Origin of the sequence: Nocardioides jejuensis, from assembly GCF_004337475.1 — a bacterium.
Classification (GTDB): Bacteria; Actinomycetota; Actinomycetes; order Propionibacteriales; family Nocardioidaceae; genus Nocardioides; species Nocardioides jejuensis.
The window spans coordinates 65869-87339 of sequence record NZ_SJZJ01000011.1; the positions used below are offsets into that span (position 1 = coordinate 65869).

General features: G+C 69.5%; 25 protein-coding genes. 14 read left to right on the top strand and 11 right to left on the bottom strand.

Annotation, left to right across the window (positions count from 1 at the left end; translation table 11 throughout):
* The first annotated feature begins 48 nt into the window (after positions 1–48).
* The 4 genes from EPD65_RS08275 (at position 49) to EPD65_RS08290 (ending at position 5042) form a co-directional block, all read left to right on the top strand.
* Complete coding sequence (locus EPD65_RS08275) at positions 49–2184, top strand: MMPL family transporter (RefSeq protein ID WP_131583032.1); 2136 nt, start codon at positions 49–51, stop codon at positions 2182–2184.
* A 241-nt stretch (positions 2185–2425) separates the two neighbouring features.
* Positions 2426–3991 (top strand): SDR family NAD(P)-dependent oxidoreductase, encoded by a 1566-nt coding sequence (locus EPD65_RS08280; RefSeq protein ID WP_207891469.1) that lies wholly within the window; start codon positions 2426–2428, stop codon positions 3989–3991.
* A gap of 129 nt (positions 3992–4120) precedes the next feature.
* Positions 4121–4561 carry an SRPBCC family protein gene (locus tag EPD65_RS08285; RefSeq protein WP_131583033.1) on the top strand — a complete coding sequence of 147 codons (441 nt, stop codon included), beginning with the start codon at positions 4121–4123 and terminating at the stop codon, positions 4559–4561.
* 58 nt (positions 4562–4619) lie between these two features.
* Positions 4620–5042 (top strand): VOC family protein, encoded by a 423-nt coding sequence (locus EPD65_RS08290; RefSeq protein WP_131583035.1) that lies wholly within the window; start codon positions 4620–4622, stop codon positions 5040–5042.
* A gap of 133 nt (positions 5043–5175) precedes the next feature.
* On the opposite strand, the gene EPD65_RS08295 is transcribed toward EPD65_RS08290, so the two are convergent.
* The 5 genes from EPD65_RS08295 to EPD65_RS08305 all read right to left on the bottom strand — a co-directional run bounded on the left by EPD65_RS08295 (position 5176) and on the right by EPD65_RS08305 (position 9887).
* Positions 5176–6972: an alpha/beta fold hydrolase gene (locus tag EPD65_RS08295; protein ID WP_131583037.1), complete on the bottom strand. Its 1797-nt coding sequence runs from the start codon at positions 6970–6972 to the stop codon at positions 5176–5178.
* Positions 6973–7043: 71 nt separating this feature from the next.
* Complete coding sequence (locus EPD65_RS16235; protein ID WP_165872939.1) at positions 7044–7211, bottom strand: hypothetical protein; 168 nt, start codon at positions 7209–7211, stop codon at positions 7044–7046.
* Between the two features lie 78 nt (positions 7212–7289).
* Entirely contained in the window at positions 7290–7454 is a 165-nt protein-coding gene (locus EPD65_RS16240) for a hypothetical protein (protein WP_165872940.1), read from the bottom strand.
* 25 nt (positions 7455–7479) lie between these two features.
* On the bottom strand, positions 7480–8250 hold the full coding sequence (locus EPD65_RS08300) for a crotonase/enoyl-CoA hydratase family protein (protein ID WP_131583039.1): 771 nt from the start codon (positions 8248–8250) through the stop codon (positions 7480–7482).
* Entirely contained in the window at positions 8247–9887 is a 1641-nt protein-coding gene (locus EPD65_RS08305; RefSeq protein ID WP_131583040.1) for an acyl-CoA dehydrogenase family protein, read from the bottom strand. The genes EPD65_RS08300 and EPD65_RS08305 overlap by 4 nt, the downstream gene beginning before the upstream one ends.
* Positions 9888–9950: 63 nt before the next feature.
* Here EPD65_RS08305 and EPD65_RS08310 point away from each other — a divergent pair, with 63 nt between their 5' ends.
* Both EPD65_RS08310 and EPD65_RS08315 read left to right on the top strand, forming a co-directional pair.
* Positions 9951–10673, top strand: a complete 723-nt coding sequence (locus tag EPD65_RS08310) for a PaaX family transcriptional regulator C-terminal domain-containing protein (RefSeq protein ID WP_243640506.1) — start codon at positions 9951–9953, stop codon at positions 10671–10673.
* Between the two features lie 8 nt (positions 10674–10681).
* Positions 10682–11857: an alpha-hydroxy-acid oxidizing protein gene (locus EPD65_RS08315; protein ID WP_131583044.1), complete on the top strand. Its 1176-nt coding sequence runs from the start codon at positions 10682–10684 to the stop codon at positions 11855–11857.
* 66 nt (positions 11858–11923) lie between these two features.
* Here the strand turns inward: EPD65_RS08315 and EPD65_RS08320 are convergent, their stop codons facing one another.
* Positions 11924–12160: a DUF1272 domain-containing protein gene (locus EPD65_RS08320; RefSeq protein ID WP_131583046.1), complete on the bottom strand. Its 237-nt coding sequence runs from the start codon at positions 12158–12160 to the stop codon at positions 11924–11926.
* Between the two features lie 113 nt (positions 12161–12273).
* On the bottom strand, positions 12274–12555 hold the full coding sequence (locus EPD65_RS08325) for an ArsR/SmtB family transcription factor (protein WP_243640508.1): 282 nt from the start codon (positions 12553–12555) through the stop codon (positions 12274–12276).
* Between EPD65_RS08325 and EPD65_RS16650 the strand changes: the two genes are divergently transcribed.
* The 3 genes from EPD65_RS16650 (at position 12520) to EPD65_RS08335 (ending at position 15309) form a co-directional block, all read left to right on the top strand.
* Positions 12520–12642: a hypothetical protein gene (locus EPD65_RS16650; protein ID WP_279387557.1), complete on the top strand. Its 123-nt coding sequence runs from the start codon at positions 12520–12522 to the stop codon at positions 12640–12642. The genes EPD65_RS08325 and EPD65_RS16650 overlap by 36 nt on opposite strands.
* 147 nt (positions 12643–12789) lie before the next feature.
* On the top strand, positions 12790–14610 hold the full coding sequence (locus EPD65_RS08330) for a phosphoenolpyruvate carboxykinase (GTP) (protein WP_131583050.1): 1821 nt from the start codon (positions 12790–12792) through the stop codon (positions 14608–14610).
* A 297-nt stretch (positions 14611–14907) separates the two neighbouring features.
* Positions 14908–15309, top strand: coding sequence for an SRPBCC family protein (locus tag EPD65_RS08335; RefSeq protein ID WP_131583052.1), 402 nt, complete (start codon positions 14908–14910; stop codon positions 15307–15309).
* A 75-nt stretch (positions 15310–15384) separates the two neighbouring features.
* Here the strand turns inward: EPD65_RS08335 and EPD65_RS08340 are convergent, their stop codons facing one another.
* Positions 15385–16335 (bottom strand): succinylglutamate desuccinylase/aspartoacylase family protein, encoded by a 951-nt coding sequence (locus EPD65_RS08340; protein ID WP_131583054.1) that lies wholly within the window; start codon positions 16333–16335, stop codon positions 15385–15387.
* Positions 16325–16843, bottom strand: coding sequence for an ATP-dependent zinc protease family protein (locus EPD65_RS08345; protein ID WP_131583056.1), 519 nt, complete (start codon positions 16841–16843; stop codon positions 16325–16327). Before EPD65_RS08345 ends, EPD65_RS08340 begins: the two co-directional genes overlap by 11 nt.
* Positions 16844–16869: 26 nt before the next feature.
* Here EPD65_RS08345 and EPD65_RS08350 point away from each other — a divergent pair, with 26 nt between their 5' ends.
* A complete protein-coding gene (locus EPD65_RS08350; RefSeq protein WP_131583058.1) occupies positions 16870–18060 on the top strand; it encodes a RimK family alpha-L-glutamate ligase in 1191 nt (396 codons plus the stop codon).
* A gap of 89 nt (positions 18061–18149) precedes the next feature.
* Here the strand turns inward: EPD65_RS08350 and EPD65_RS08355 are convergent, their stop codons facing one another.
* Positions 18150–18989, bottom strand: a complete 840-nt coding sequence (locus tag EPD65_RS08355; protein WP_131583060.1) for a metal-dependent hydrolase — start codon at positions 18987–18989, stop codon at positions 18150–18152.
* 129 nt (positions 18990–19118) lie between these two features.
* Here EPD65_RS08355 and EPD65_RS08360 point away from each other — a divergent pair, with 129 nt between their 5' ends.
* Together EPD65_RS08360 and leuE are read left to right on the top strand one after the other, a co-directional pair.
* Positions 19119–19313 carry a hypothetical protein gene (locus EPD65_RS08360; RefSeq protein ID WP_131583062.1) on the top strand — a complete coding sequence of 65 codons (195 nt, stop codon included), beginning with the start codon at positions 19119–19121 and terminating at the stop codon, positions 19311–19313.
* Positions 19314–19466: 153 nt separating this feature from the next.
* Positions 19467–20120, top strand: coding sequence for a leucine efflux protein LeuE (leuE, locus tag EPD65_RS08365; protein WP_131583064.1), 654 nt, complete (start codon positions 19467–19469; stop codon positions 20118–20120).
* A 53-nt stretch (positions 20121–20173) separates the two neighbouring features.
* Here the strand turns inward: leuE and EPD65_RS08370 are convergent, their stop codons facing one another.
* Positions 20174–20572, bottom strand: coding sequence for a DUF4870 domain-containing protein (locus EPD65_RS08370; RefSeq protein WP_131583066.1), 399 nt, complete (start codon positions 20570–20572; stop codon positions 20174–20176).
* Positions 20573–20710: 138 nt separating this feature from the next.
* Between EPD65_RS08370 and EPD65_RS08375 the strand changes: the two genes are divergently transcribed.
* Together EPD65_RS08375 and EPD65_RS08380 are read left to right on the top strand one after the other, a co-directional pair.
* Positions 20711–21097 (top strand): hotdog fold thioesterase, encoded by a 387-nt coding sequence (locus tag EPD65_RS08375; protein WP_131583068.1) that lies wholly within the window; start codon positions 20711–20713, stop codon positions 21095–21097.
* Positions 21094–21465, top strand: coding sequence for a hypothetical protein (locus tag EPD65_RS08380; protein ID WP_131583070.1), 372 nt, complete (start codon positions 21094–21096; stop codon positions 21463–21465). The genes EPD65_RS08375 and EPD65_RS08380 overlap by 4 nt, the downstream gene beginning before the upstream one ends.
* The last annotated feature ends 6 nt before the right edge of the window (positions 21466–21471 follow it).

The following is a 21471-nucleotide window of genomic DNA, read 5'->3' on the forward strand; positions in this document are numbered from 1 at the left end:
CCTAGCAGGTGGGTTCCCAATGGGAACTTACGCTGCTACGTTGCGTCCATGCTCGATCGCATCAGTGCCCTCACCTGGCGCCACCCCCGCGCCGTCCTGGCCCTCGTCCTCCTCTTCGCCGGCGTGGCGGGCTTCTTCGGCCACGACGTCGAGAAGCACCTCGCCGCCGCCGGCTTCGCCGACCCCGCATCGCAGAGCGAGGTCGCCGGACGCGTGCTCGCCGACGACCTCGGCTACACCGCCGAGCCCAGCCTCGTCGTGCTCGTGCGCGCCAAGGACGGCGGCAAGCTCGACCTGCACGACCCCGCCGTCGTCACCGAGGTCAACCGGCTCGCGACCCAGCTCGCCAAGGGTGAGTACGTCGGCAAGGTCGACAACCCGCTGGCCGCAACGGACCCGGCGAAGACCGGACTGGTCGCTGCCGACGGACGCTCGCTCGACCTCGGCGCCCACCTGACCGACCCCGACATCGAGGACAAGGGCGGCATCGCCGACGAGTCCGTGCGCACACTGGTCACCTCGACGACCCTTGACGTCGGCTACGGCGGCTACGCCCCGGCGTTCAACGAGGTCAACGACCAGACCCGCAAGGACCTCACCCAGGCCGAGCTGATCGCGTTCCCGATCCTGGGCATCCTGCTGCTCCTGGTCTTCCGCTCCGTCGTGGCGATGTTCATCCCGCTGCTCGTCGGGGGCCTGTCGATCATCGGCACGCTCTTCGCGCTGCGGATCATGTCGACGTTCACCGAGACGTCGCTCTTCGCCCTCAACATCGCCACCGCACTCTCCCTGGGCCTCGCGGTCGACTACGCACTCCTGCTCATCTCGAGGCATCGCGAGGAAGTCGCCAGGCACGGCTACACCGAGGAAGCGCTGCGCAACACCGTCACCTCGGCCGGCCGCACGGCCGTCTTCTCGGGCCTGACGGTTGCGGGCGCCATGGCCGCCCTCGTGCTGATGCCGCAGCGGTTCCTCTACTCGATCGGCGTCGCCGGCGGCATGGTCGGCCTGCTCTCCGCATCGATGGCCGTCCTCGTGGTGCCGGCACTGCTGGCCTGGCTCGGCCCGAACATCAACAAGTTCTCGATCCGCCGCGGCCCGGCCGTCTCCGACGCGTCCACTGCCTGGCTCCGCCTGGCCCGTGGCGTGATGAAGCGCCCGGTCATCGTGGCCGTCTCGACCACGGTGGTCCTGCTCGCCGTGGCGTTCCCGCTGCTCGGCACCCACCTGACCGGCCCGAGCTCGCAGGCCGTCCCGCCGGGCCAGCAGTCCTACGGCGTGACGCAGTACCTCAACAAGCACTACCCGCGCGCAGTCACCGAGGGCATCTCCCTCACGGTGACCGGCGGGGCCTCCGACGCGAAGCTCGCCACGCTCCGCACCGAGATCGCGAACGTCGACCACGTGGTCAGCGTCTCCCCCTTCCAGCACACCTCGGACGACGTGGCCTACGCGACCGCCGCGTTCGACGTACCGGCCCTCGACGACGGCGCCCAGGCGTCGCTGAAGGAGATCCGGACGCTGTCGGCCGGCGACGGCACGAAGCTGCTGGTCACCGGCAACACCGCCCGCTTCATCGACCAGAAGGCCTCACTGGCCAGCAACGCGCCGCTCGTGGTCAGCGCGATCGTGCTGCTGACCCTGGTGCTGCTCTTCCTGCTCACCGGGTCGGTGCTGCTGCCGTTCAAGACGCTGCTGATGAACGCGCTGACGCTGAGCACCACGCTCGGCATCCTCGTCATCGTCTTCGAGAAGAAGGTGGGCAGCAGCCTGATCGACTACCCCGGCCCGTACTCGGTCGAGGTGACCAGCATGGTGTTCCTCTTCGTGGTGACCTTCGCCCTCGCGACCGACTACGCGGTCTTGGTCATGGCGCGGATCAAGGAGCTGCGTGACGGCGGCATGTCCAACGAGGAGGCGGTCGCCCAGGGCATGGCCCGGACCGGTCGCATCATCAGCGCTGCGGCCGTGATGATCGCCGTCGTCTTCGCGGCGTTCGCGGTCAGCCCGGTCTTCTTCATGAAGCAGATCTCGGTGGGCATGGCGCTCGCCGTCCTCATCGACGCGACCATCGTCCGGGCCCTGCTCGTGCCGTCCCTGATGCGCCTCCTCGGCGAGGCGAACTGGTGGGCCCCCGGCCCGCTGCGCCGCCTGCACGACCGCTTCGGCATCCGCGAGTCGTGACCTCTGGTCCAGACCAGCGAAGTTCCCGGAAAAATATTTCGGAACCCGCGTAACCCGCCGCGTCACCGCGCGTTTATCAGGGCACAACGGTCGGGGAGCAACCTCCCTCCCAGTTCCCTGATCGCTCGAGCCCGTCTCCACCAGCACTCCCTCCCTCCCGCTGGTCGAGGCGGGCTCGAATTGTATTTCGGGCTCGCTCGCGCATTCGGAGCAGCGTCTTGCCGCGCCGTACGATCTGCCGGTGCCGCACCGTGATGACCAGCCCCAGGACGACCACCCCTTCGGTGGTCCGCTCTCCGACGAGCCCCTCGACCGGATCGACCCCGAGGAGCTCCGGATCGCCCTGAAGGTGCTCGCCGAGATCCCGCGGCTGGACCCGGAGCACGACGACGTCCGCACCATGAAGCGCGGCGCGTCGTACATGTACAAGCTGATCAAGAAGCAGCGCCGCACGGAGCTGCGGCAGGAGAAGATCCAGCACGACCAGGCGATCATCGAGAAGACCGCGACCGGCTCCCCGATGCGCATCGACGACGAGACCGCGGGTATCCCGCTCGTCTCGACCGCGAAGGGCGCCTTCGCCGGCGAGCTGATCACCGCCCGCGGCTGCTACATCTGCAAGCAGGACTTCACCCTGGTCGACGCGTTCTACCACTGGCTCTGCCCGACCTGCGCGGCGAAGAGCCACGCCAAGCGCGACCAGCGCACCGACCTCACCGGCAAGCGCGCGCTGCTGACCGGCGGTCGCTCGAAGATCGGCATGTACATCGCGCTGCGCCTGCTCCGCGACGGCGCCCACACGACGATCACGACGCGCTTCCCCAAGGACGCCGTACGCCGCTTCGCCGCGATGGAGGACTCCGCGGACTGGATCGACCGGCTCAAGATCGTCGGCATCGACCTGCGCGACCCCACGCAGGTCATCTCGCTCACCGACGACGTCGCGGCCGACGGCCCGCTCGACATCATCATCAACAACGCCTGCCAGACCGTACGCCGCCTCCCTGGCGCCTACTCGCACCTGATCGACGGCGAGAACGCACCGCTCGGCACGCCGGAGTCGCTCGGCATCAAGGCGCTGCCGGAGATGGTCACCTTCGACCACATCTCCGAGGCGCACCCGGCCGCCATCGCCGGCGCGCTGTCCGACACCGCGGTCGCCCACCACGAGGGCGAGTCGCACGAAGCAGCGCTGGCCGCGCACAACGCTGCGTCGATGACGGCCCTCGCCCTGAAGGCGGGTGGCGCGTCGCTCGAGCAGCACCTGGCCGGCACCGCCATCGACGCCGGCGGCCTGATCCCCGACATCCAGGACAACAACTCCTGGACCCAGGTGCTCGACGAGGTCGACCCGCTGGAGCTCCTCGAGGTGCAGTTCTGTAACTCGATCGCGCCGTTCCTGATCAACTCCCGGCTGCGCCCGGCGATGCGGGCAGCCGTCCAGAACGGCGCGCGCCGGGCGTACATCGTCAACGTCTCGGCCATGGAGGGGCAGTTCTCGCGCCGCTACAAGGGCGCCGGGCACCCGCACACGAACATGGCGAAGGCCGCGCTCAACATGATGACGCGCACCTCCGCCGGCGAGTACTTCGAGACCGACCGGATCCTGATGACCGCCGTCGACACCGGCTGGATCACCGACGAGCGGCCGCACTACGAGAAGCTGCGGATCGCCGCGGAGGGCTGGCACGCGCCGCTCGACCTGGTCGATGGCGCCGCCCGCGTCTACGACCCGATCGTCATGGGCGAGGCCGGCCAGGACATCTACGGCGTCTTCGTGAAGGACTACGAGCCCAGCCCCTGGTGACCGCAGCGGCGGCACTCAGACGTAACACGCGTCACGGACGGCGGCGTTCTCCTGCGGGACGTCGCCGTTCTGCTGCCCGGACGGCGGGATCCGCGAGACAGGTAGTCCCGCTATCCCTACCCTCGGGGCATGGCTGACGTGACGATCGATCTGGACATCAACGCCTCGGCGACCGATGTCTTCAACTACATCTCCGACTACACCAAGTGCTCGTCGTACATCTACGGCCTGCAGCACCTGCAGCCGCTCACCGAGCTGACCCGCGGCAAGGGCGCGAAGTTCGAGGGTCGGGTCAAGATGGGCGCCTCGCTGGAGTCGTGCGTCGAGGTCACCGAGTTCGAGGAGGGCGTGCACTACGCGACGCAGTCCTTCAAGGGCGTCAAGAACGGCATGGACTGGACCGTCAGCCCGGTCGATGACGGCAACGCGAAGGTGCGCCTGATCTGGACCTTCGACTTCGGCAGCGGCATCGCCGGCCGCACGATCGGCAAGCTCGTCGAGCCGTTCATCAAGATCGCGGCCAAGCAGAGCGCCGAGGACCTCAAGAACGGCATCGAAGCGGGCGCCTGACGCGCTGTTCACCTCGCGGCCCTCGACGGCTGTCGGTGGTCGGGTGTTGGCTGGAGACATGACCAACGCACTCAACCCGTACCTCAACTTCAAGGACAACGCCGCCGAGGCGATGGCCTTCTACCAGTCGTTCCTCGGCGGTGACCTCAAGGTCAGCACCTTCGGCGACATGGGCGACACCAGCGAGGCCGCCGGCCTCACGATGCACGCCATGCTCGTGACCGACGAGGGCTTCACCCTGATGGCCTCCGACTCGCACCCGTCGATGGGCGAGTTCGTCGCTCCGGCCGGCTTCTCGATCAGCCTCTCCGGCGTCGACGAGGCTCCGCTCCGGGCCTACTGGGAGGCGCTCGCTGCCGACGGCACGATCGGCATGCCGCTCGACAAGCAGGTCTGGGGTGACGTCTTCGGCCACGTCATCGACAAGTTCGGCATCAGCTGGCTGGTCAACATCGTGTCGGCGGAGAACGCCGGCGCCTGACGCAGCCCGCAACGCAGGGCGGGCCAAACTGTCAGTCTGACAGTTTGGCCCGCTCTGACATTTCCGGACTGTCACCTGGCGCGAAAGTGTCAGCCTGACAGTTTCGCGCCAGCCGGCAGCCGGCTTCGATGCGTCAGGGCACGACCGGGAGCTTCAGCGTCTGGCCGCTGCCGCTGGCGATGGTCACCGCGACCGGCGTGAGCCCGCCGCGGTAGTTGATCGAGCCACCCGCGACGACGAAGCGGATCGTGTGCCCCGGGGCGAAGCGGTGCACGAACGCCGGCATGGTCGCCGTGAACGGCTTGGTGACGTCCGCGATCCGCACCGGCGCCTCGAGCGCGTGGATCGTCGTGGCGTGACCCGCAGCATCGACGTCCTGGACCTTCAGGAAGAGGACCAGCTGGCCCGCCTCACCGGCACCCTGGGTGAGTGCGGCCGTCGGGGCATTGACCTTGAGCGTCGCGACCGGCGAACCGACCACGTCGACGTTGGCCGTGAGCGCCGGCGTCGACCACGCGGCGTACGTGCCGGGGACGTCGAGGGCGTCGGCGACGGGGTTCTTCACGTAACCGCCGATCACGTCGGTCTCGGGGAACGACGTCGGCAGCCCGGCCGGCGGCGTGAGGAACGCCTGCGAGCCAGCGGCCGCGAGCCCGGTGGTCAGGGCGTTCTTGCCGGAGAGGCGCCAGGTCTTCGCCGTGCCGACCGGGAACGACGCCGACTGGGCGAACGTCGCACCCGCGTCGCCGGTGTCGAGCCAGTCGCGGTAGTAGGAGAACTGCGGACCGGTCGCGACCGCTTGGCCCTTCAGGTAGCGCGCGAACCACGCCGACGCGCGGCCGACGAGGTAGTCGTTCTCGCCGGGCAGCATGCCCGCGGAGCTGTGGCCGTAGTGCTGCCAGACCATCTTCACGACCGTGCCCTGGGCCCGGAGCGCCTTGTAGGTCGCGGTCGCCTCGTTGAGGTTGAAGAGGGTGTCCGCCTGGCCCTGCATGAGCAGGGTCGGCACCTTGACCTGCGCGATGTACGACGCCACCGACGCGTGTCGCGATGCCGCCACCGCAGCGGGCGAGAAGTAGCCGGTCGTGCCGGCCGTGAGGAGCGCCGGGCAGACCCAGTCCGCGAAGTTCGGGCACGGCAGCGGGTCGCCGGGGATCTGGCCGTTCTGGAGGTCGCCGGTCAGGCCGAGTGCCGAGAAGCCCAGGCCCCAGGCCAGCTTGGTGGTGCCGGAGTTGGTCGACGTCACGCGATCCGGCGCGACCCGGTCGGTGTTGTTGGGCGCGAGGCTGTAGGAGAGGTCGTTCCACGTGATGATCGGGACAAGCGCGTCGACACGCTTGTCGACCGAGGCGGCAGCGAACTGGAAGCCGCCGCCGTAGGAGCCGCCGATCAGGCCGACGCGGGGGTCGTTGGTCGACGGCAGGTTGTCGTGGTCGCGCGGGTCGCGGCGGACGACGTCGAGGGCCGGCGCGGGCTGGGTGTGCTTGGCGTCCAGGAAGGCGATGCCGTCCTTGCCGCCGAGGTAGGAGACGAGCTGGCTGGCCGCCTTGCCGTCCCAGTCCGGGTCGTCCAGCGTGATCTTGCAGGACGACCCGCCGAAGCCGAGGCCGGAGTACGACAGGACCGCGTAGCCGTCGGTCGCGAACTTCTCACCCCACGCGGCCTGGTCGTTCTTCGACCCGCCGAAGCCGTTGGTGGTCAGGATCGCGGGGACGCGGCTGGTCGCCGACGCGGACGACGGCAGGTAGAGGTCACCGATGATGTCGCACGCCGTGCCGTTGTCGGGGCCGGTGGTGACAGCGAAGTGCAGGGTCTGCACGGAGAACGCCGGGGCAGCGAACGCCGGCAGCGCGGGAGCAACGAGGGCGGTGGCTGCGGCGGCCAGAGCGGCCAGCGGCGCCACGCGAGAGGCACGGGAACGCGAGAGCATGCCTGCACAACTGTGATGCAGGCCACTTGGTTACGCAGGCGTCAACAAGTGAGCCCGCGGGCGTAGCGAACTCAGCGCGCGTCGGCGTCGCCGTGCTCGTGGTCGAAGTGCTCGAGGTCGGTCGACTCCTCCGGCTTCCGGACCGACAAGGCGATCACGATCGAGACCAGGAAGAAGAACAGGATCGCGATCAGGATGAAGACCTGATCCCGGGTGAAGATCTCGATGAACGACTCCATGGCGCACCTCCGTAGACGGTGTGCCCCACCACTTCGAGGGTACGCCGCTCACGCCCTCCAGCGGGAGGCCTGAGAGCGTCAGATGCCGGACTCCTCCGAAGGAGGGATCGGGCCGTCCGGGTCCACGATGTCGGGGTGGTGCTCCGCATCGGTGGTGTCCCACGGACGCGAAACGCCCATCAGGACCGCGCCGATGAAGAACGCGAGAATGACCAGTCCTGTGAAGATCTCGCCGGGGTGCATGACTCCTCCTTGTGCCGGTTCCAGCCTACGCCCCGGCGCCGTGCCGTCCGGCACCTTCCGCGAAGCGGGCGGCACCCGCGACGGCCTCCAGCAGGACCGCCTCACCGAGCCGCCACTCCTCCGCGATCGCCTCGGGCTCCGGGCGCCCGGCGGCGCCGAGGACCGAGGCGCGATCCGATCGCATGCACGCCTGGGGGAACGCCGCGATCCGCTCGGCCAGCTCGACCGCTTCAGCCAGCGCGGCGCCCGGGGCGGAGACCCGGTTCGCCAGGCCGAACGACAGCGCCTCGGCTGCGTCGACCGGACGCCCGGTGAGCACCAGGTCCAGCGCGCGCGAACGGCCAATCAGCTCGGGCAGGCGGATCGTGCCGCCGTCGATCAGCGGCACGCCCCAGCGACGACAGAAGACACCGAACGTCGCCGCCGGGTCGGCGACCCGGAGATCGCACCAGAGCGCGAGCTCGAGGCCGCCCGCGACGGCGTACCCCTCGACGGCGGCGATGACCGGCTTCGACAGGCGCAGCCGGGTCGGGCCCATCGGGCCGAGGTCGTCGGCAGCGCCGGCGGGTGGCGCGACCTCCATGCTCCCGGTGCTGACGGCGGCGAGGTCGGCCCCGGCGCAGAAGGTGCCGCCCGCGCCGTGGAGGACCGCGACGCTCGCGTCCGGGTCGGCATCGAACGCAAGGAACGCCGCGTGCAGCTCGCGCGCATGCGCGGTGTCGACGGCATTGCGGACCTCAGGCCGGTCCAGGGTCACGACGGTGACCGCCCCGCGGCGTTCGACGTGGACGCTCATCCGGGGAACCCGGTGGCCGTGCGCTCGATGATCGGGCTCAGGTCGAGCCCGGTCGGCAGCGTGCCGAGTGCACCGCCCCAGTCGCGGCCGAGGCGGCTCGCACAGAACGCGTCGGCGACGGCCGCGGGCGAGTGCCGGAGCAGCTGCGACCCCTGGAAGACGAGCGCCATCTGCTCGGCGATCCGCCGGGCCCGCAGCTCGATGTCGTCGAAGGAGGTGAACTCCTTCTTCAGCCGGTCGAGCGCCTCGTCGTAGCGGGCGTCGACACCACTCGCGAGCTCCGCCTCGGCGAAGAAGGCGTCGAGCGTGTGCGGCTCCTTCGCCAGCGCGCGCAGCGCGTCGAGGGCGGCCACGTTGCCGGAGCCCTCCCAGATCGAGAGCAGCGGCATCTCGCGGTAGATCCGAGCGATGTCGTGCTCCTCGATGTAGCCGTTGCCGCCGAGGCACTCCAGCGCCTCGCCGACCGCGATCGGGGAGCGCTTGCAGACGTAGTACTTCGTCACGGCAAGGGCGATGCGCCGCAGGGCGGCCTCCCCCTCGTCGCCGCGGATCGCACGGTCGTTGGCACCGGCCAGGCGCATCATCGCCGTCGTCGCGGCCTCCGACTCGACCTGCAGGTCGGCGAGCACGTTGCGCATCGCCGGCTGGTCGACCAGCAGCTTGCCGAACGCCGACCGGTGGCGGGCGTGGTGCGCCGCCATCGTCACCGCCGTGCGGAGCCCTGCCGAGGAGCCAATTACGCAGTCGAGGCGGGTCATGTTGACCATCTCGACGATGGTGCGGACACCGCGACCCTCCTCGCCGACGAGCCAGCCGACCGCGGCGTCGTACTCGATCTCGGAGGAGGCGTTGGACTTGTTGCCGAGCTTCTCCTTCAGCCGGACGAAGCGCATGGCGTTGCGCTCGCCGCCCGGAAGGACGCGCGGCACGAGGAAGCAGGTGACGCCGGCCGGCGTCTGGGCGAGCGTGAGGAACATGTCGCTCATCGGCGCGCTCGTGAACCACTTGTGACCGCGCAGCACGTAGGTCCCGTCGGCCTGGCGCGTGGCGGTCGTCGTGTTGGCCCGTACGTCGGAGCCGCCCTGCTTCTCGGTCATCGACATGCCGGCGATCAGGCCACGCTTGGTGGCCGGGTCCTTCAGGCCGAAGTCGTACTCGCGGTTGGTGAGCAGCGGCTCGAACTGCGCCGACAGCTCGGGGTTCGCGCGGAGGGCGGGGACGACGGCGTACGACATGGAGATGGGGCAGCCGTGGCCGGCGTCGACGTTCCAGGTGTAGAACTTCGCGGCGCGTGCGACGTGGGCGCCGGGGCGGTCGTCGGCCCACGGGGCGCCGTGGAGGCCGTGCGACACGGCCGTCGTCATCAGCTGGTGGTACGCCGGGACGTACTCCACCTCGTCGACCCGGTTGCCGTAACGGTCGTAGTTGTGGAGCACCGGCGGGACCCGCTCGGCGAGGCGGCCCCAGGCCTGGGCCTCGGCGGTGCCGGCGAGGCGGCCGAGCTCGCTGATCTCGGGGATCGCCCACCCGGCGCCCTCGCGCTCGAGGCCCTCACGGAGGGCGGGGTCGGCGCTGGTGTCGTGGCCGACGAGGGGCGGGACCTGGTTGAAGACCTCGTGCGTGCGGAACTCGCTCATGACACCATGTTACGTATTTGTCGACACACATGTCGATACGTGTTGCAGTGAAAGAATGTGGACGTGCCCACCGACGTCGCTCCGCTCTCCGCGCGCTCCGTCGTGCTCAGCCTGCTGCTCGGCGCCCACCCGGCGCGGCTCACGACGGCCGAGCTGACCCGGGCCGGCGACCACGTCGGCGTCGCCTCCGCGACCCTCCGCGTCGCGCTCAGTCGGGCCGTCGCCGCGGGCGACCTGGTCCGCTTCGACGGCGGCTACCAGCTCGGCGAGCGGCTCACCAGCCGCCAGGCCCGGCAGGACGAGGGTGTAGAGGACGCCGAATCGGAGTGGGACGGCAGCTGGGAGATGGCCGTCGTGGTCGTGACCGGCCGCTCAGGTGCCGAGCGGGCCGCGCTTCGCGAGGAGCTGTCGGGCGCACGCCTCGCCGAGCTGCGTGAAGGCGTGTGGACCCGGCCGGCCAACCTCCGCCGCTCGCCGGCCTACGCAGCCGACCCGGTGCTCAGCACCTTCCGGAGCGTTCCGGACGAGGACCCGGCCGAGCTCGCCGCACGGCTGTGGGACCTGCCCGCCTGGGCCGACACCGGCCGCCGGATCCTTGCGCAGCTCGGCGCAGCCATCGCTCCCGCCGACCGGCTCGCCGCGGCCGCGCACCTGGTGCGCCACCTGACCAGCGACCCGCTCCTGCCGCCCGGCCTGCTCCCCGCCGACTGGCCGGGAGCCGAGCTGCGCGACGCGTACAGCGCCTATCAGCAGGAGCTGCTCACGCTGACCCGCCAGACGGCATGATGCCGACCATGGCGAACTTCTCCGACTTCAACACCGGCGTCTACTTCAACGGACTCTTCGGCACGATGCCGGCCTTCCCGATGGAGTACGCCGGCTGGGAGGCCGCCGCGCGCGCCCAGCTCGACGATGTCATGTACGACTACGTCGCCGGCGGTGCGGGCGACGAGTTCACCCAGGATGCCAACGTGCGCGCCTTCCAGCGCTGGGGCATCACGCCGCGGATGCTGTCGGGCGCCGCCGAGCGCGACCTGTCGGTCGAGCTCTTCGGCCACCGCTTCGCGAGCCCGGTCTTCATGGCGCCCGTCGGCGTCGTCGGTGTCATGGACGCCGCGTCGGAGACGCCGGGCCACGGCGACCTGGAGGTGGCCCGCACGGCTGCCGCGACCGGCGTACCCGCAGTGATGTCGACGCTCATGCAGGACCCGATGGAGGCCGTCGCCGCCGAACTGGGCGACACCCCGGCGTTCTTCCAGCTCTACACGCCCAACGACCGCGAGCTGGCGGAGTCGTTCGTACGCCGCGCGGAGGCGGCGGGCTTCGCCGGCATCGTCGTCACGCTGGACACGTGGACGCTCGGCTGGCGCCCCCGCGACCTGCAGCACGCCGCGATGCCCCAGCTCCAGGCGAAGTGCCTGGCCAACTACTTCTCCGACCCGGTCTTCCGGGCCAAGCTCGACAAGACGCCGGAGGAGGACCCGGGCGCTGCGGCCATCCAGTGGGCGCTGACCTTCGGCAACCCCGGGCTGAGCTGGGACGACCTGGCGTGGCTGCGCGGCCTGACCGACCTGCCGCTGCTGCTCAAGGGCATCTGCCACCCCGACGACGTACGCCGCGCGAAGGACGGCGGCGTCGACGGCATCTACTGCTCCAACCACGGTGGCCGCCAGGCGGCCTCGGCGCCCGCGCTCGACCTCCTGCCCGATGTGGTCACGGCGGCCGACGGCATGCCGGTGCTCTTCGACTCCGGCGTCCGCTCGGGCGTCGACGTGGTCAAGGCGCTGGCCCTCGGTGCGACCGCGGTCGGCGTCGGCCGTCCCTACGGCTGGGGCATCGCCATGGGCGGCGCGGCCGGCGCGCAGCACGTGCTCCAGTGCCTGCTGGCCGAGGCGGACCTGACGATGGGCCTCAACGGCTACGCCTCCGTCGCGGAGCTGACCCGCGATGTGCTGGTCCGCATCCCCTGATCGTCGAGACCCGGGTTTTGCCCCGTCGAGTCCCGGGTTTTGGCGCGTTGAGTCCCGGGTTTTGGCTCAGGATCGCGCGCGCTTGACCCGTCGTACGACGCGTGCGGGCGCCCGGCGGGCGATCTCACGCAGGCCGGTGACGCGGCGCGGCCGCGGGACGAGCTCGCCGGCGCAGTTGGGGCACGCGTCGAGCTGCGCCTCGCACTCAGGGCAGTAGGTGCACTCGTACGAGCAGATGAATGCGTCCGCCGCATAGTCGAGGGGTGCCGCGCACAGCTCACACTTGCTCTTCATCGACAACATGCGCAGATCGTCGCCCACAACCGGACGGCTGAGAAGCCATTCCCCCAAAACCCGGGACTCAACGCGCCCAAACCCGGGACTCGACGGGGCAAAACCCGGGACTCGGCGCGGGGTCAGTCGGCGGTCGACTCCTGCGCGCCCGCGAGCTCCGCGGAGAGCTGGCTCTGCTGCGCGGCGAGCTGTCCGAGGATCTGGCGGCCGGCCAGCAGCAGGTCGCGCACCTCGGGAACGGCGATCGAGTAGACGACCGCGCCACCCGACCGGTTGGACGTCACCAGCTGCGTACGACGCAGGACGCCGAGCTGCTGCGAGAGGTTCGACGGCTCGATGGAGATCTTCTCGAGCAGCTCATGCACGGCATGATCCCGCTCACTGAGGAGTTCCAGAATCCGGATGCGGGCGGGGTGCCCGAGCGTCTTGAAGAGCTCGGCCTTAGCCTGATAGAGCGGTACTCCCACCACTTCTCCTCGCTCGCGACCTGATCCTGTCCGTCAACGGCGACGTCCACCACCATTGGACATGAAGGCTACATGACTTGCGAAACTCTTCATCTCAAGTAGCCTCACGAATGTGCGATCCGAGGGCGTGTCGTGTGCAATGGCTGTCAGAGTCGAGAGGACAGGACCCAAATGACTGACGTCAACACCGTGCTTGACCAGGCTGGTCTGACCAACGAGGACGTGCGTGCGTACGTCAACGAGTGGTTTGCCATCACCGGCGCCGAGCGCGTCGAGGTGGTCAGCGCCGCCGACGACGCCCGCCTGATCCAGGTGGCGCTCGAGAACGGGGACCTGCTCCCCGCTGGCGAGGGTTCGTACTTCTCGCGCTCCTACTTCAAGGACACCGCGCGTGCCGAGGAGCGCACCATCGTTGCGACCTCCGACGAGGCCGACAAGGGCATCTACAACAACTGGAAGCCCTCCTCGGAGATGAAGCCGAAGCTCATCGAGCTGATGACCGGCGCCTCCAAGGGCAAGACCATGTACGTGATTCCCTACCTGATGGCGCCGGCGGGTTCCCCGCTCGACAAGTTCGCCGCGGGTGTGGAGCTCACCGACAACGTCGGCGTCGTGCTGCAGATGATCCGTATGGCCCGCGTTGGTGTCGACTACATCAACCACCTCGGCAACGACTTCGTCCGCGCCGTGCACGTCACGGGCGACCTGCCGAACCTCGGCCAGGGCACCCCGGACGACAAGCGCTACTTCGTGACCGTCGCCGACGAGCGCACGATCCTGCACTTCGGCTCCTCGTACGGCGGCAACGCGCTGCTCGGCAAGATCGCCCACGGTCTGCGCCAGGGCTCGTACGACGGCTGGAAGAACGGCTTCCTCGTCGAGCAGTTCATGCTCCTCGGTATCACCGACAAGGAGACCGGCAAGAAGTACAACATCTGCGGTGGTTTCCCGTCGGCCTCCGGCAAGACGAACCTCGCGATGACGCTCTCGCCGGACGCCCTGGGCGACCGCTACTACGTCGAGTTCTACGGCGACGACATCGCCTGGATCTGGGTCGACGACAACGGCGTCCTCCGCGGCTTCAACCCGGAGAACGGCGTCTTCGGCGTCGCCAAGGACACCAACGAGCACACCAACCCGACCGCGATCGACTCGATCAAGCCCGGCCTCGGTGTCATCTACACCAACGTCGCGTACAACGAGAAGACGCAGGCGGTCTGGTGGGAGGGTCGCGGCGACAAGCCGACCGACCTCGACGGCTGGCTGGACTGGAAGGGCGAGCGCATCGCCGACCGCACTGCGGAGCAGGCGGACGAGAACTGGGCGCACCCGAACTCCCGCTTCACCACCACCATCGCCAACGTCCCGAACGCTGCTGAGCAGTGGGACGACCCGGCCGGTGTCGAGATCCACGGCATCATCTTCGGTGGTCGCACCCGCGACCGCGAGCCGCTGATCCGCGCGATCAACGACCTCGCCGAGGGCGTCTACGACGGTCTCACCCTGGGCGCCGAGGCGACGTTCGCCGCCGACGGCCTCGAGGGCGTGCTCCGCTACGACCCGATGTCGATGCGTCCGTTCATGTCCTACGGCGAGGGTGACTACGCCCAGCACTGGCTGAACGTGGTCGGCAAGGCGACGAACAACCCGATCTTCGCCCACGTCAACTGGTTCCAGCGTGGCGAGGACGGCCGCTTCCTGTGGCCCGGCTACCGCGAGAACCTCCGCCCGCTGCTGTGGCTCATGCAGTACCGCAACGGCGAGGTCACCGGTGTCGAGACGCCGGTCGGCGTCATCCCGGCGCGCGACGAGCTCAACCTCGAGGGCCTCGACGAGCAGACGCTCGCCGACCTCGACACGATCCTCACGATCGACACGGCTCGCTGGCAGCAGGAGATGGGCTACCGCAAGGAGCACCTCGAGCAGTTCACGAACGTGCCGGCCGAGATCTGGGAGGCGCACAACCGCGTCGCCAAGAACCTCGACGCGTGACGATCACCGTCTGACGGCTTGATCGAAGGCCGCTGCTCCGTCGTACGACGGGGTGGCGGCCTTCGTGCATTTTCTACGTATTTGTCCGAAGCGCCGTGACCTACTAAGTTGGGTAGCGTTGCTTGCTATCGTGCACGGCGGGTCCGGGGAGCACGGGGGTGTCCGGACCCGCCGACGCTCATTTCGCGCCTTCACGGAATTTCTGGTGGTGAACCGCGTCACCGATCGCCGGTTCAGACGTTTCTCTGGACGAGTGGCCAGAAGACTCGGGTCACACCACCTCTGGAAGGCAGCCCCATGAGCACCACGGTCGCAGCACCCGCCATGGACGTCACCGTCACCTCGCTCGTACGCCGTCCCGTTGCGGACGTCGCCCGGCACGCTGCCGACCCGGCCACCGCCGAGGCGTGGCTGCCCCACGTCCTAGGCCGCAAGCTGCCGCTCGGCTTCGAGCTGGTCTCCTTCGAGCCGACGCACGGCATGGTGCTGCGCAGCGCGCAGGGCCCGGTGGCGCTCGAGGCGACGTACACCTGGGAGCCGACCGGCGCCTGGACCAAGCTGACCCTCCGCCAGACCGGCGAGGCCCCGATCGTCGGCCTCGCTGCGCCGCTCATCGAGAAGGCGGCCGCCAAGGCGATGGCCCGCACCGTCGCCCGCCTCGTCGAGACCCTCGAGGTGCGCCAGGCCGCCACGGCCTGACCCCTCCCGCCAAACTGTCAGACTGACAGCTTGGCCTGGTGTGACAGTTCGGACCTGTCACACCCTGCGCAAGTGTCAGTTGGCGATGTGGATGACCGCGTCGCCGGCGTTGACGATCGGCTGACGCGTCAGTCCGATGACGACACCCGTGCGGTCGGCGTGCACGAGCCGCACGCGCCGCCCGAGGGTGTCGGAGAGCCCGCCGAGGCGCTGGCCCTCGCGGACCTCGGCACCCAGATCCACTTCGAGGTGCAGGATCCCGGTGCCGCGGGCCCGGACCCAGCCGCTGGAGCGGCACTCCTCGACGTACGGCGGCTCGATGAGCTCGGGACGCAGGTCGATCATGTCCATCTGGGTCAGCACCCGCAGAACGCCGTCGACCCCGACGCGGATCGGTGCCTCGTCGAAGCGCATCGGCATGCCTGCTTCGTAGAGCAGGACGCGCGCACCGACATCGAGGCCGGCCTGGCGCAGCGAACCGTCGCGGAGCTTGGCGTGCAGCATCACCGGCGCACCGAAGGCCTGGGCGAGCTTGCGGGTCACCGGGTCGTCGAGGTCGGCGCGGATCTGCGGCAGGTTGTCGCGCTTGTCGGCCGCCGTGTGGAGGTCGAGACCGAGCTCGCACTTGGAGACGACCTCGGTCATGAAGAGATTGGCAATGCGCGACGCGAGCGAACCGCGCGGCGAGCCGGGGAACATCCGGTTCAGATCACGCCGGTCGGGGAGGTACCGGTCGCCGTTCATGAAGCCGAGGACGTTGACGACCGGGACGAAGACGACCGTGCCGCGCAGGGTCTTCGGATCGAGGTCGGCCATCAGCCGACGGATCACCTCGACGCCGAGCACCTCGTCGCCGTGGATGGCTGCGTTGACCCAGATCGCGGGGCCTGGCTCCTTGCCGTGCACGACGTGCACCGGCAGCGAGGCGTCACCGCCGGTGACCAGGCGCGTGATCGGCAGCTCGACGGACTTGGCTGAGCCGGCACGGACGCGGACGTTGCCGATCGCGAAGGACTCACGCGCCATCGGTGGGTACCGCCTTCGGGAGAGGGGCCACGCCCCGGTTCTTCCGGCGTACGACGCGGCGGGGGCGGCCGCCGACGTACGACCGGGCGGAGTCGACGAGGAAGCCCTGACGCAGCGCCTCGCGGCCGATCAGGAAGCGGAAGCCCATCTCGTCGCGACGGCTGAGGGTGACCTCCGCTGTCACGGTGCGGTCGAGCAGGCGGATGTCCATCAGCACGACGTAGCGCTCCTCGGAGTGCCCCGACGAGCTGCGGACTGCGCGGCGGTCGTGCACGGGCAGGTCGACGTCAACCGCCTCGTCGGCGCTGCGCTGCCACGGGTGGATCGAGAAGCGGACCCACTCCACGCCGTCACGCTGATACGGCTCCAGGTCGAAGGCGTGCACGGCCGAGGAGCGGGCGCCGCTGTCGAGCTTCGCCTTGATCCACGGGACGCCGAGGTCCGGAAGACTCACCCACTCGCGCCACCCAGCCGTCTCCGGGTGTCTGGTTGGATGGGTCTCCGTCACGGCCCCTATCCAAGCAGAGGCACCCGGTGAAGCTCGCGATCCTCTCCCGCGCTCCGCGTTCCTACTCGACGCAGCGCCTCAGGTCTGCCGCCCTCAACAGGGGCCATGACGTCAAGGTTCTCAACACCCTGCGCTTCGGCATCGACCTGGCCGGCGACGAACCCGACCTGCAGTTCCGCGGCAAGCCGCTGTCGGACTACGACGCCGTGCTCCCCCGGATCGGCAACTCGATCACGTACTACGGCACGGCCGTGGTCCGTCAGTTCGAGCAGATGGACGTCTACACGCCCAACACCGCAGCGGGCATCTCCAACTCCCGCGACAAGCTCCGCGCGACGCAGATCCTGTCGCGCCACAACATCGGCATGCCGGCCACGACGTTCGTCCGCGACCGCGCCGACGTGATCCCCGCGATCGAGCGAGTCGGCGGCGCTCCGGTCGTCATCAAGCTGCTCGAGGGCACCCAGGGCATCGGCGTCATCCTGGCGCCCGAGATCAAGGTCGCCGAGGCGATCATCGAGACCCTGCAGAGCACCCGGCAGAACGTCCTCATCCAGCGCTTCATCAAGGAGTCGAAGGGCCGCGACATCCGCGCGCTGGTCGTCGGCGACCGCGTCGTCGCGGCCATGCGGCGTACGGCGAAGGGCGACGAGTTCCGCTCCAACGTGCACCGCGGCGGCTCCGTCGAGCGCGTCGAGCTGGACCCGGAGTACGAGCGGGTCGCCGTGCGCGCGGCGCAGATCATGGGCCTCAAGGTCGCGGGCGTCGACATGCTCGAGGCCGACGCCGGCCCGCTGGTCATGGAGGTCAACTCCTCGCCGGGCCTGGAGGGCATCGAGGCCGCGACCAAGCTCGACGTGGCCGGCGCGATCATCGACTACATCGACAACCAGGTCGCGTTCCCGCACATCGACGTCCGCGAGCGGCTCTCCGTCTCGACCGGCTACGGCGTCGCCGAGATCGTCGTCCACGGCGACGGCGCGTTCATCGGCAAGACGCTCGCCGAGTCGGGCCTGCGCGAGCGCGACATCACCGTGCTCACGCTGCACCGCGGCACCAACGTCATCCCCAACCCGGCCGCGCGCAACATCCTCGAGGCCGACGACCGGCTGCTCTGCTTCGGCAGGCTCGAGGAGATGCGGTCGATGATCCCCGACCGCAAGACCCGCCGGTCCAAGGTGAAGAAGCTGCCCAAGCACCCGATCAACGAGACCTGACTGACCCTGAGCCGCCCCCGTCCCCCGCAACTGGACAGAAGTGGCAGATCTCCGGGGTCTGGACCTGCCACTTCTGTCCAGTTGCGAGATCAGTGCAGGTGGTCGGCGAGCGAGCCGTCCTCGCCGAACAGCTGCTCACGCCAGCGCGCGACCAGCTCGTCGTTCGGGTGGTCGTCGGGGTGGAAGCCGTCGCGGCGGTAGTCGCGAAGACGCGTCACCACGTCGCGCTGCAGGAACGGGTTGTGACGCAGCCGCAGGAGTGACCGGACCAGGCGGACGGGGTTCCACGCGGAGCGGTCCGTGAGGAACATCGACAGCGTCGTCCCGACGACGGTGGCCAGGATCAGTCCGAACGACGCCGCGCGGAAGCCCTGACGCCGCATGCGCTCCGTGCCGCCCACGGTGCGGAAGACATCGAACGCGACGGCGCGGTGCTCGGACTCCTCGAGCGCGTGCCAGAGCAAGATGTTGCGCACCTCGTTGTCACCGAGCAACGCCTGCGCCTCGGGCTTGGTCAGCAGCGTCTCGGCAACGACGGCGGTGAAGTGCTCGAGAGCCGCGGTGTGCGCCAGCCGGAAGATCGGCGGGAACCAGCGCTCGTAGCGCAGCAGCCAGCCCTTGCTGTTGCGGGCGATCGCATGCGTCGGAAAGCCCATCTCGTCGAGGCGCTGGTTGAGCTCGCGGTGCTCGCGTCCGTGGGTGACCTCCTGCCCGACGAAACCCTTCACCTGGTCGCGGAGCACCGGGTCGGTGACCTGGTCGGTGAAGTTCCGCACCGAGCGGACGAAGTAGTCCTCGCCCGACGGGAAGAGCGCCGAGAGCACGCTGACCGCGTGGCTCATCACGAGGTCGCCCTGCACGTAGTGCCGGTCGAGCGAGCCCTGGGGGTAGGAGAAGCGGATCCTCCGTGCGTGCACGTCACCAGACATGCTCCGAACGTACGCCGACGGCGCGGGCCGGTCGAGGCTCCCCGCTCCGCGCGCCGGGACCGACTGGTCTGGACCACCATGCCCTAGGGTGCGGAGGTCAGCATGACTCACAGATTGGGACTCGGAACCATGAACCTCGTCAAGCCCTGGCTCGCCACCATCGTCGGCGTCATCGTCGCCGTCCTGCTCCTCATCCTCTTCAGCGCCGCCGGCTCGGGCGACGACACCTCGGTGAAGGGATGGCTCTGGATCCTGCCGATCCTCGCGATCGTCGCCGGCCTCGCCTTCGACCTGGTCGTGCGCCAGAAGAAGGTCAAGATCTGAGCACCACACACTGAAACGAACGGCCCCGGACCGACTGGTCCGGGGCCGTTCGCCCTCTTCATGTGGATCAGCACGTGGATCAGCACGTCTCGAGTCGGTCTCGATCCTGCCGCGGACCTTCTCGGCCGTGACCACCGCTGGCACCATCGATCCGTGCTCGGCGTGACGGACCTGACGACGTACCTCATCGGTCTGGTGCTGATCATCCTGCTGCCCGGCCCGAACTCGATGTACGTCGTGTCGGTCGCGGCACGGCGCGGGACCCGTGCGGGCTACGCCGCGGCCGCCGGCGTCTGGACCGGTGACACGATCCTGATGCTGCTCACCGCAGGCGGCGTCGCCTCGGTGCTGCGGACGAACCCGCTGCTCTTCTCGATCGTGAAGTACGCCGGCGCCGGCTACCTGGCCTGGCTGGCGATCGCGATGCTCCGCGGCGCCTGGGCGACGTGGCGGTCACGCCGCCTCGCGACGGCAGCCGCTGCCGGCGTACCCGTCGAGTCGCCGGGCGAGCGGCCGTACCACCGCGCACTCGTGATCAGCCTGGTCAACCCGAAGGCGATCCTCTTCTTCGTCGCCTTCTTCGTGCAGTTCGTCGATCCCGACTACGCGTGGCCAGCGCTGACGTTCCTCTTCCTGGGCGTGCTGTGCCAGATCGCCTCGGTGCTCTACCTCAGCGCGCTGATCTTCTTCGGGTCACGGCTGGCCGAGGCGTTCCGCCGCCGCAAGGGTCTCTCCGCGGCGGGCACCTCGGCCGTCGGTGCGGTCTTCCTCGGCTTCGCCGCGAAGCTCGCCCTCGCACACGCCTGAGGCCTGTGCCTGACGCCCACGCCTGAGGCCCCCGCCTGAGCGCGGCAGGGCCGTCAGCGCACGAAGCGCGCGGTCAGCGGCGGGTTGGCCCACGATCCGTTCCAGGCGTTGAGCGCACCCAGGACGTGCAGGACCACGACCACGACCGGGATGACCGCGAAGAGGAACCAGCCGACGCCGATGGTGAGGATGCCGAAGATCGCGATCGCCACGACCCAGACCAGCGCGGTGAGCTGGATGTTCAGGGCGTTGGCGACGTGGTGCCGGACGAACGGGCCGCGGTCCTTGAAGAGGACGAAGACGACGAGGGCGGCGATGAAGCCGAGGGTGCCGGCGCTGACGGCCGTCGCGAATCCGGTGACGGCGTGCGTGGCCACGGCCCAGGTCCGCTCCTCCTGCGGGGTGAGCGGGGCGGCGGTGCCGGACTGCGGGGCGTACGGGTTCTGCGTCATGGGGTGCTCCTTGGTGGGTGACACCAGTCAAACGGATGACCGGCGACCCTGTGTTCCGGGACGGCCCCGGAGATCGACCCTGAAATCTCCCCGAGACGGGATCAGGGTCGGGCCGCGGCGTACCGCAGAATTGGAGGCATGACGTCCCAGAGCAGCGCCCCGGTCGACAACTACGCGAAGCACCTCGGCGTGTCGATCGTGCAGCACGGTGGCGGCCACGCGGAGTCCTTCGTGACCGTCACCTCCGACCACCTCAACCCGCACGGCACCACGCACGGCGCCTTCCTCTTCTCGGTCTCGGGCATCGCACTGGCCGCCGCGGCCAACAACGAGACCCACTCCGGCGTCATCAGCCACGTCGCGATCGACTACCTGCGCCCGGTCCGCGAGGGCGACGAGCTCCGCGCCGAGGCGAAGGTCGACGTCCGCCTCCCCAAGGAGGACATCTACGTGGTCAAGGTCTGCCGCGGTGACGAGGTCGTCGCCCGGGCCACCGGCCGCGGCAACCGTCGCGAGCGCGCATGAAGTTCACCGAGCGGGAGATGACGGTCGGCATCGACCGCGTGGCCGAGGGCCTCTTCCTCGCCACCCTCCCTCCGTGGCGGAAGTCGAAGCAGGCCGCCTGGGACCTGCTGCCGAAGTTCGAGAAGTACCAGCGCAAGGCAGCAGTCGGCGAGGCCGTCATCCCCGCCCTGATCGCCCTCCCCGAGCGGCCGACCGTCGGCGCGACCCCGGACTTCTCCAAGGAGGAGTACGCCGCCGCGGCCGGCAGCAAGGCGGCCGCGCGGCTGACGAAGCTGGTGGTCGAGGCCATGCCGATCCGTCAGGACCCCGACGCGCTGCTGGGCACCGACGACTTCGTCGTACCGGACACCCTCGAGGGCCTCGACTGACCCTCG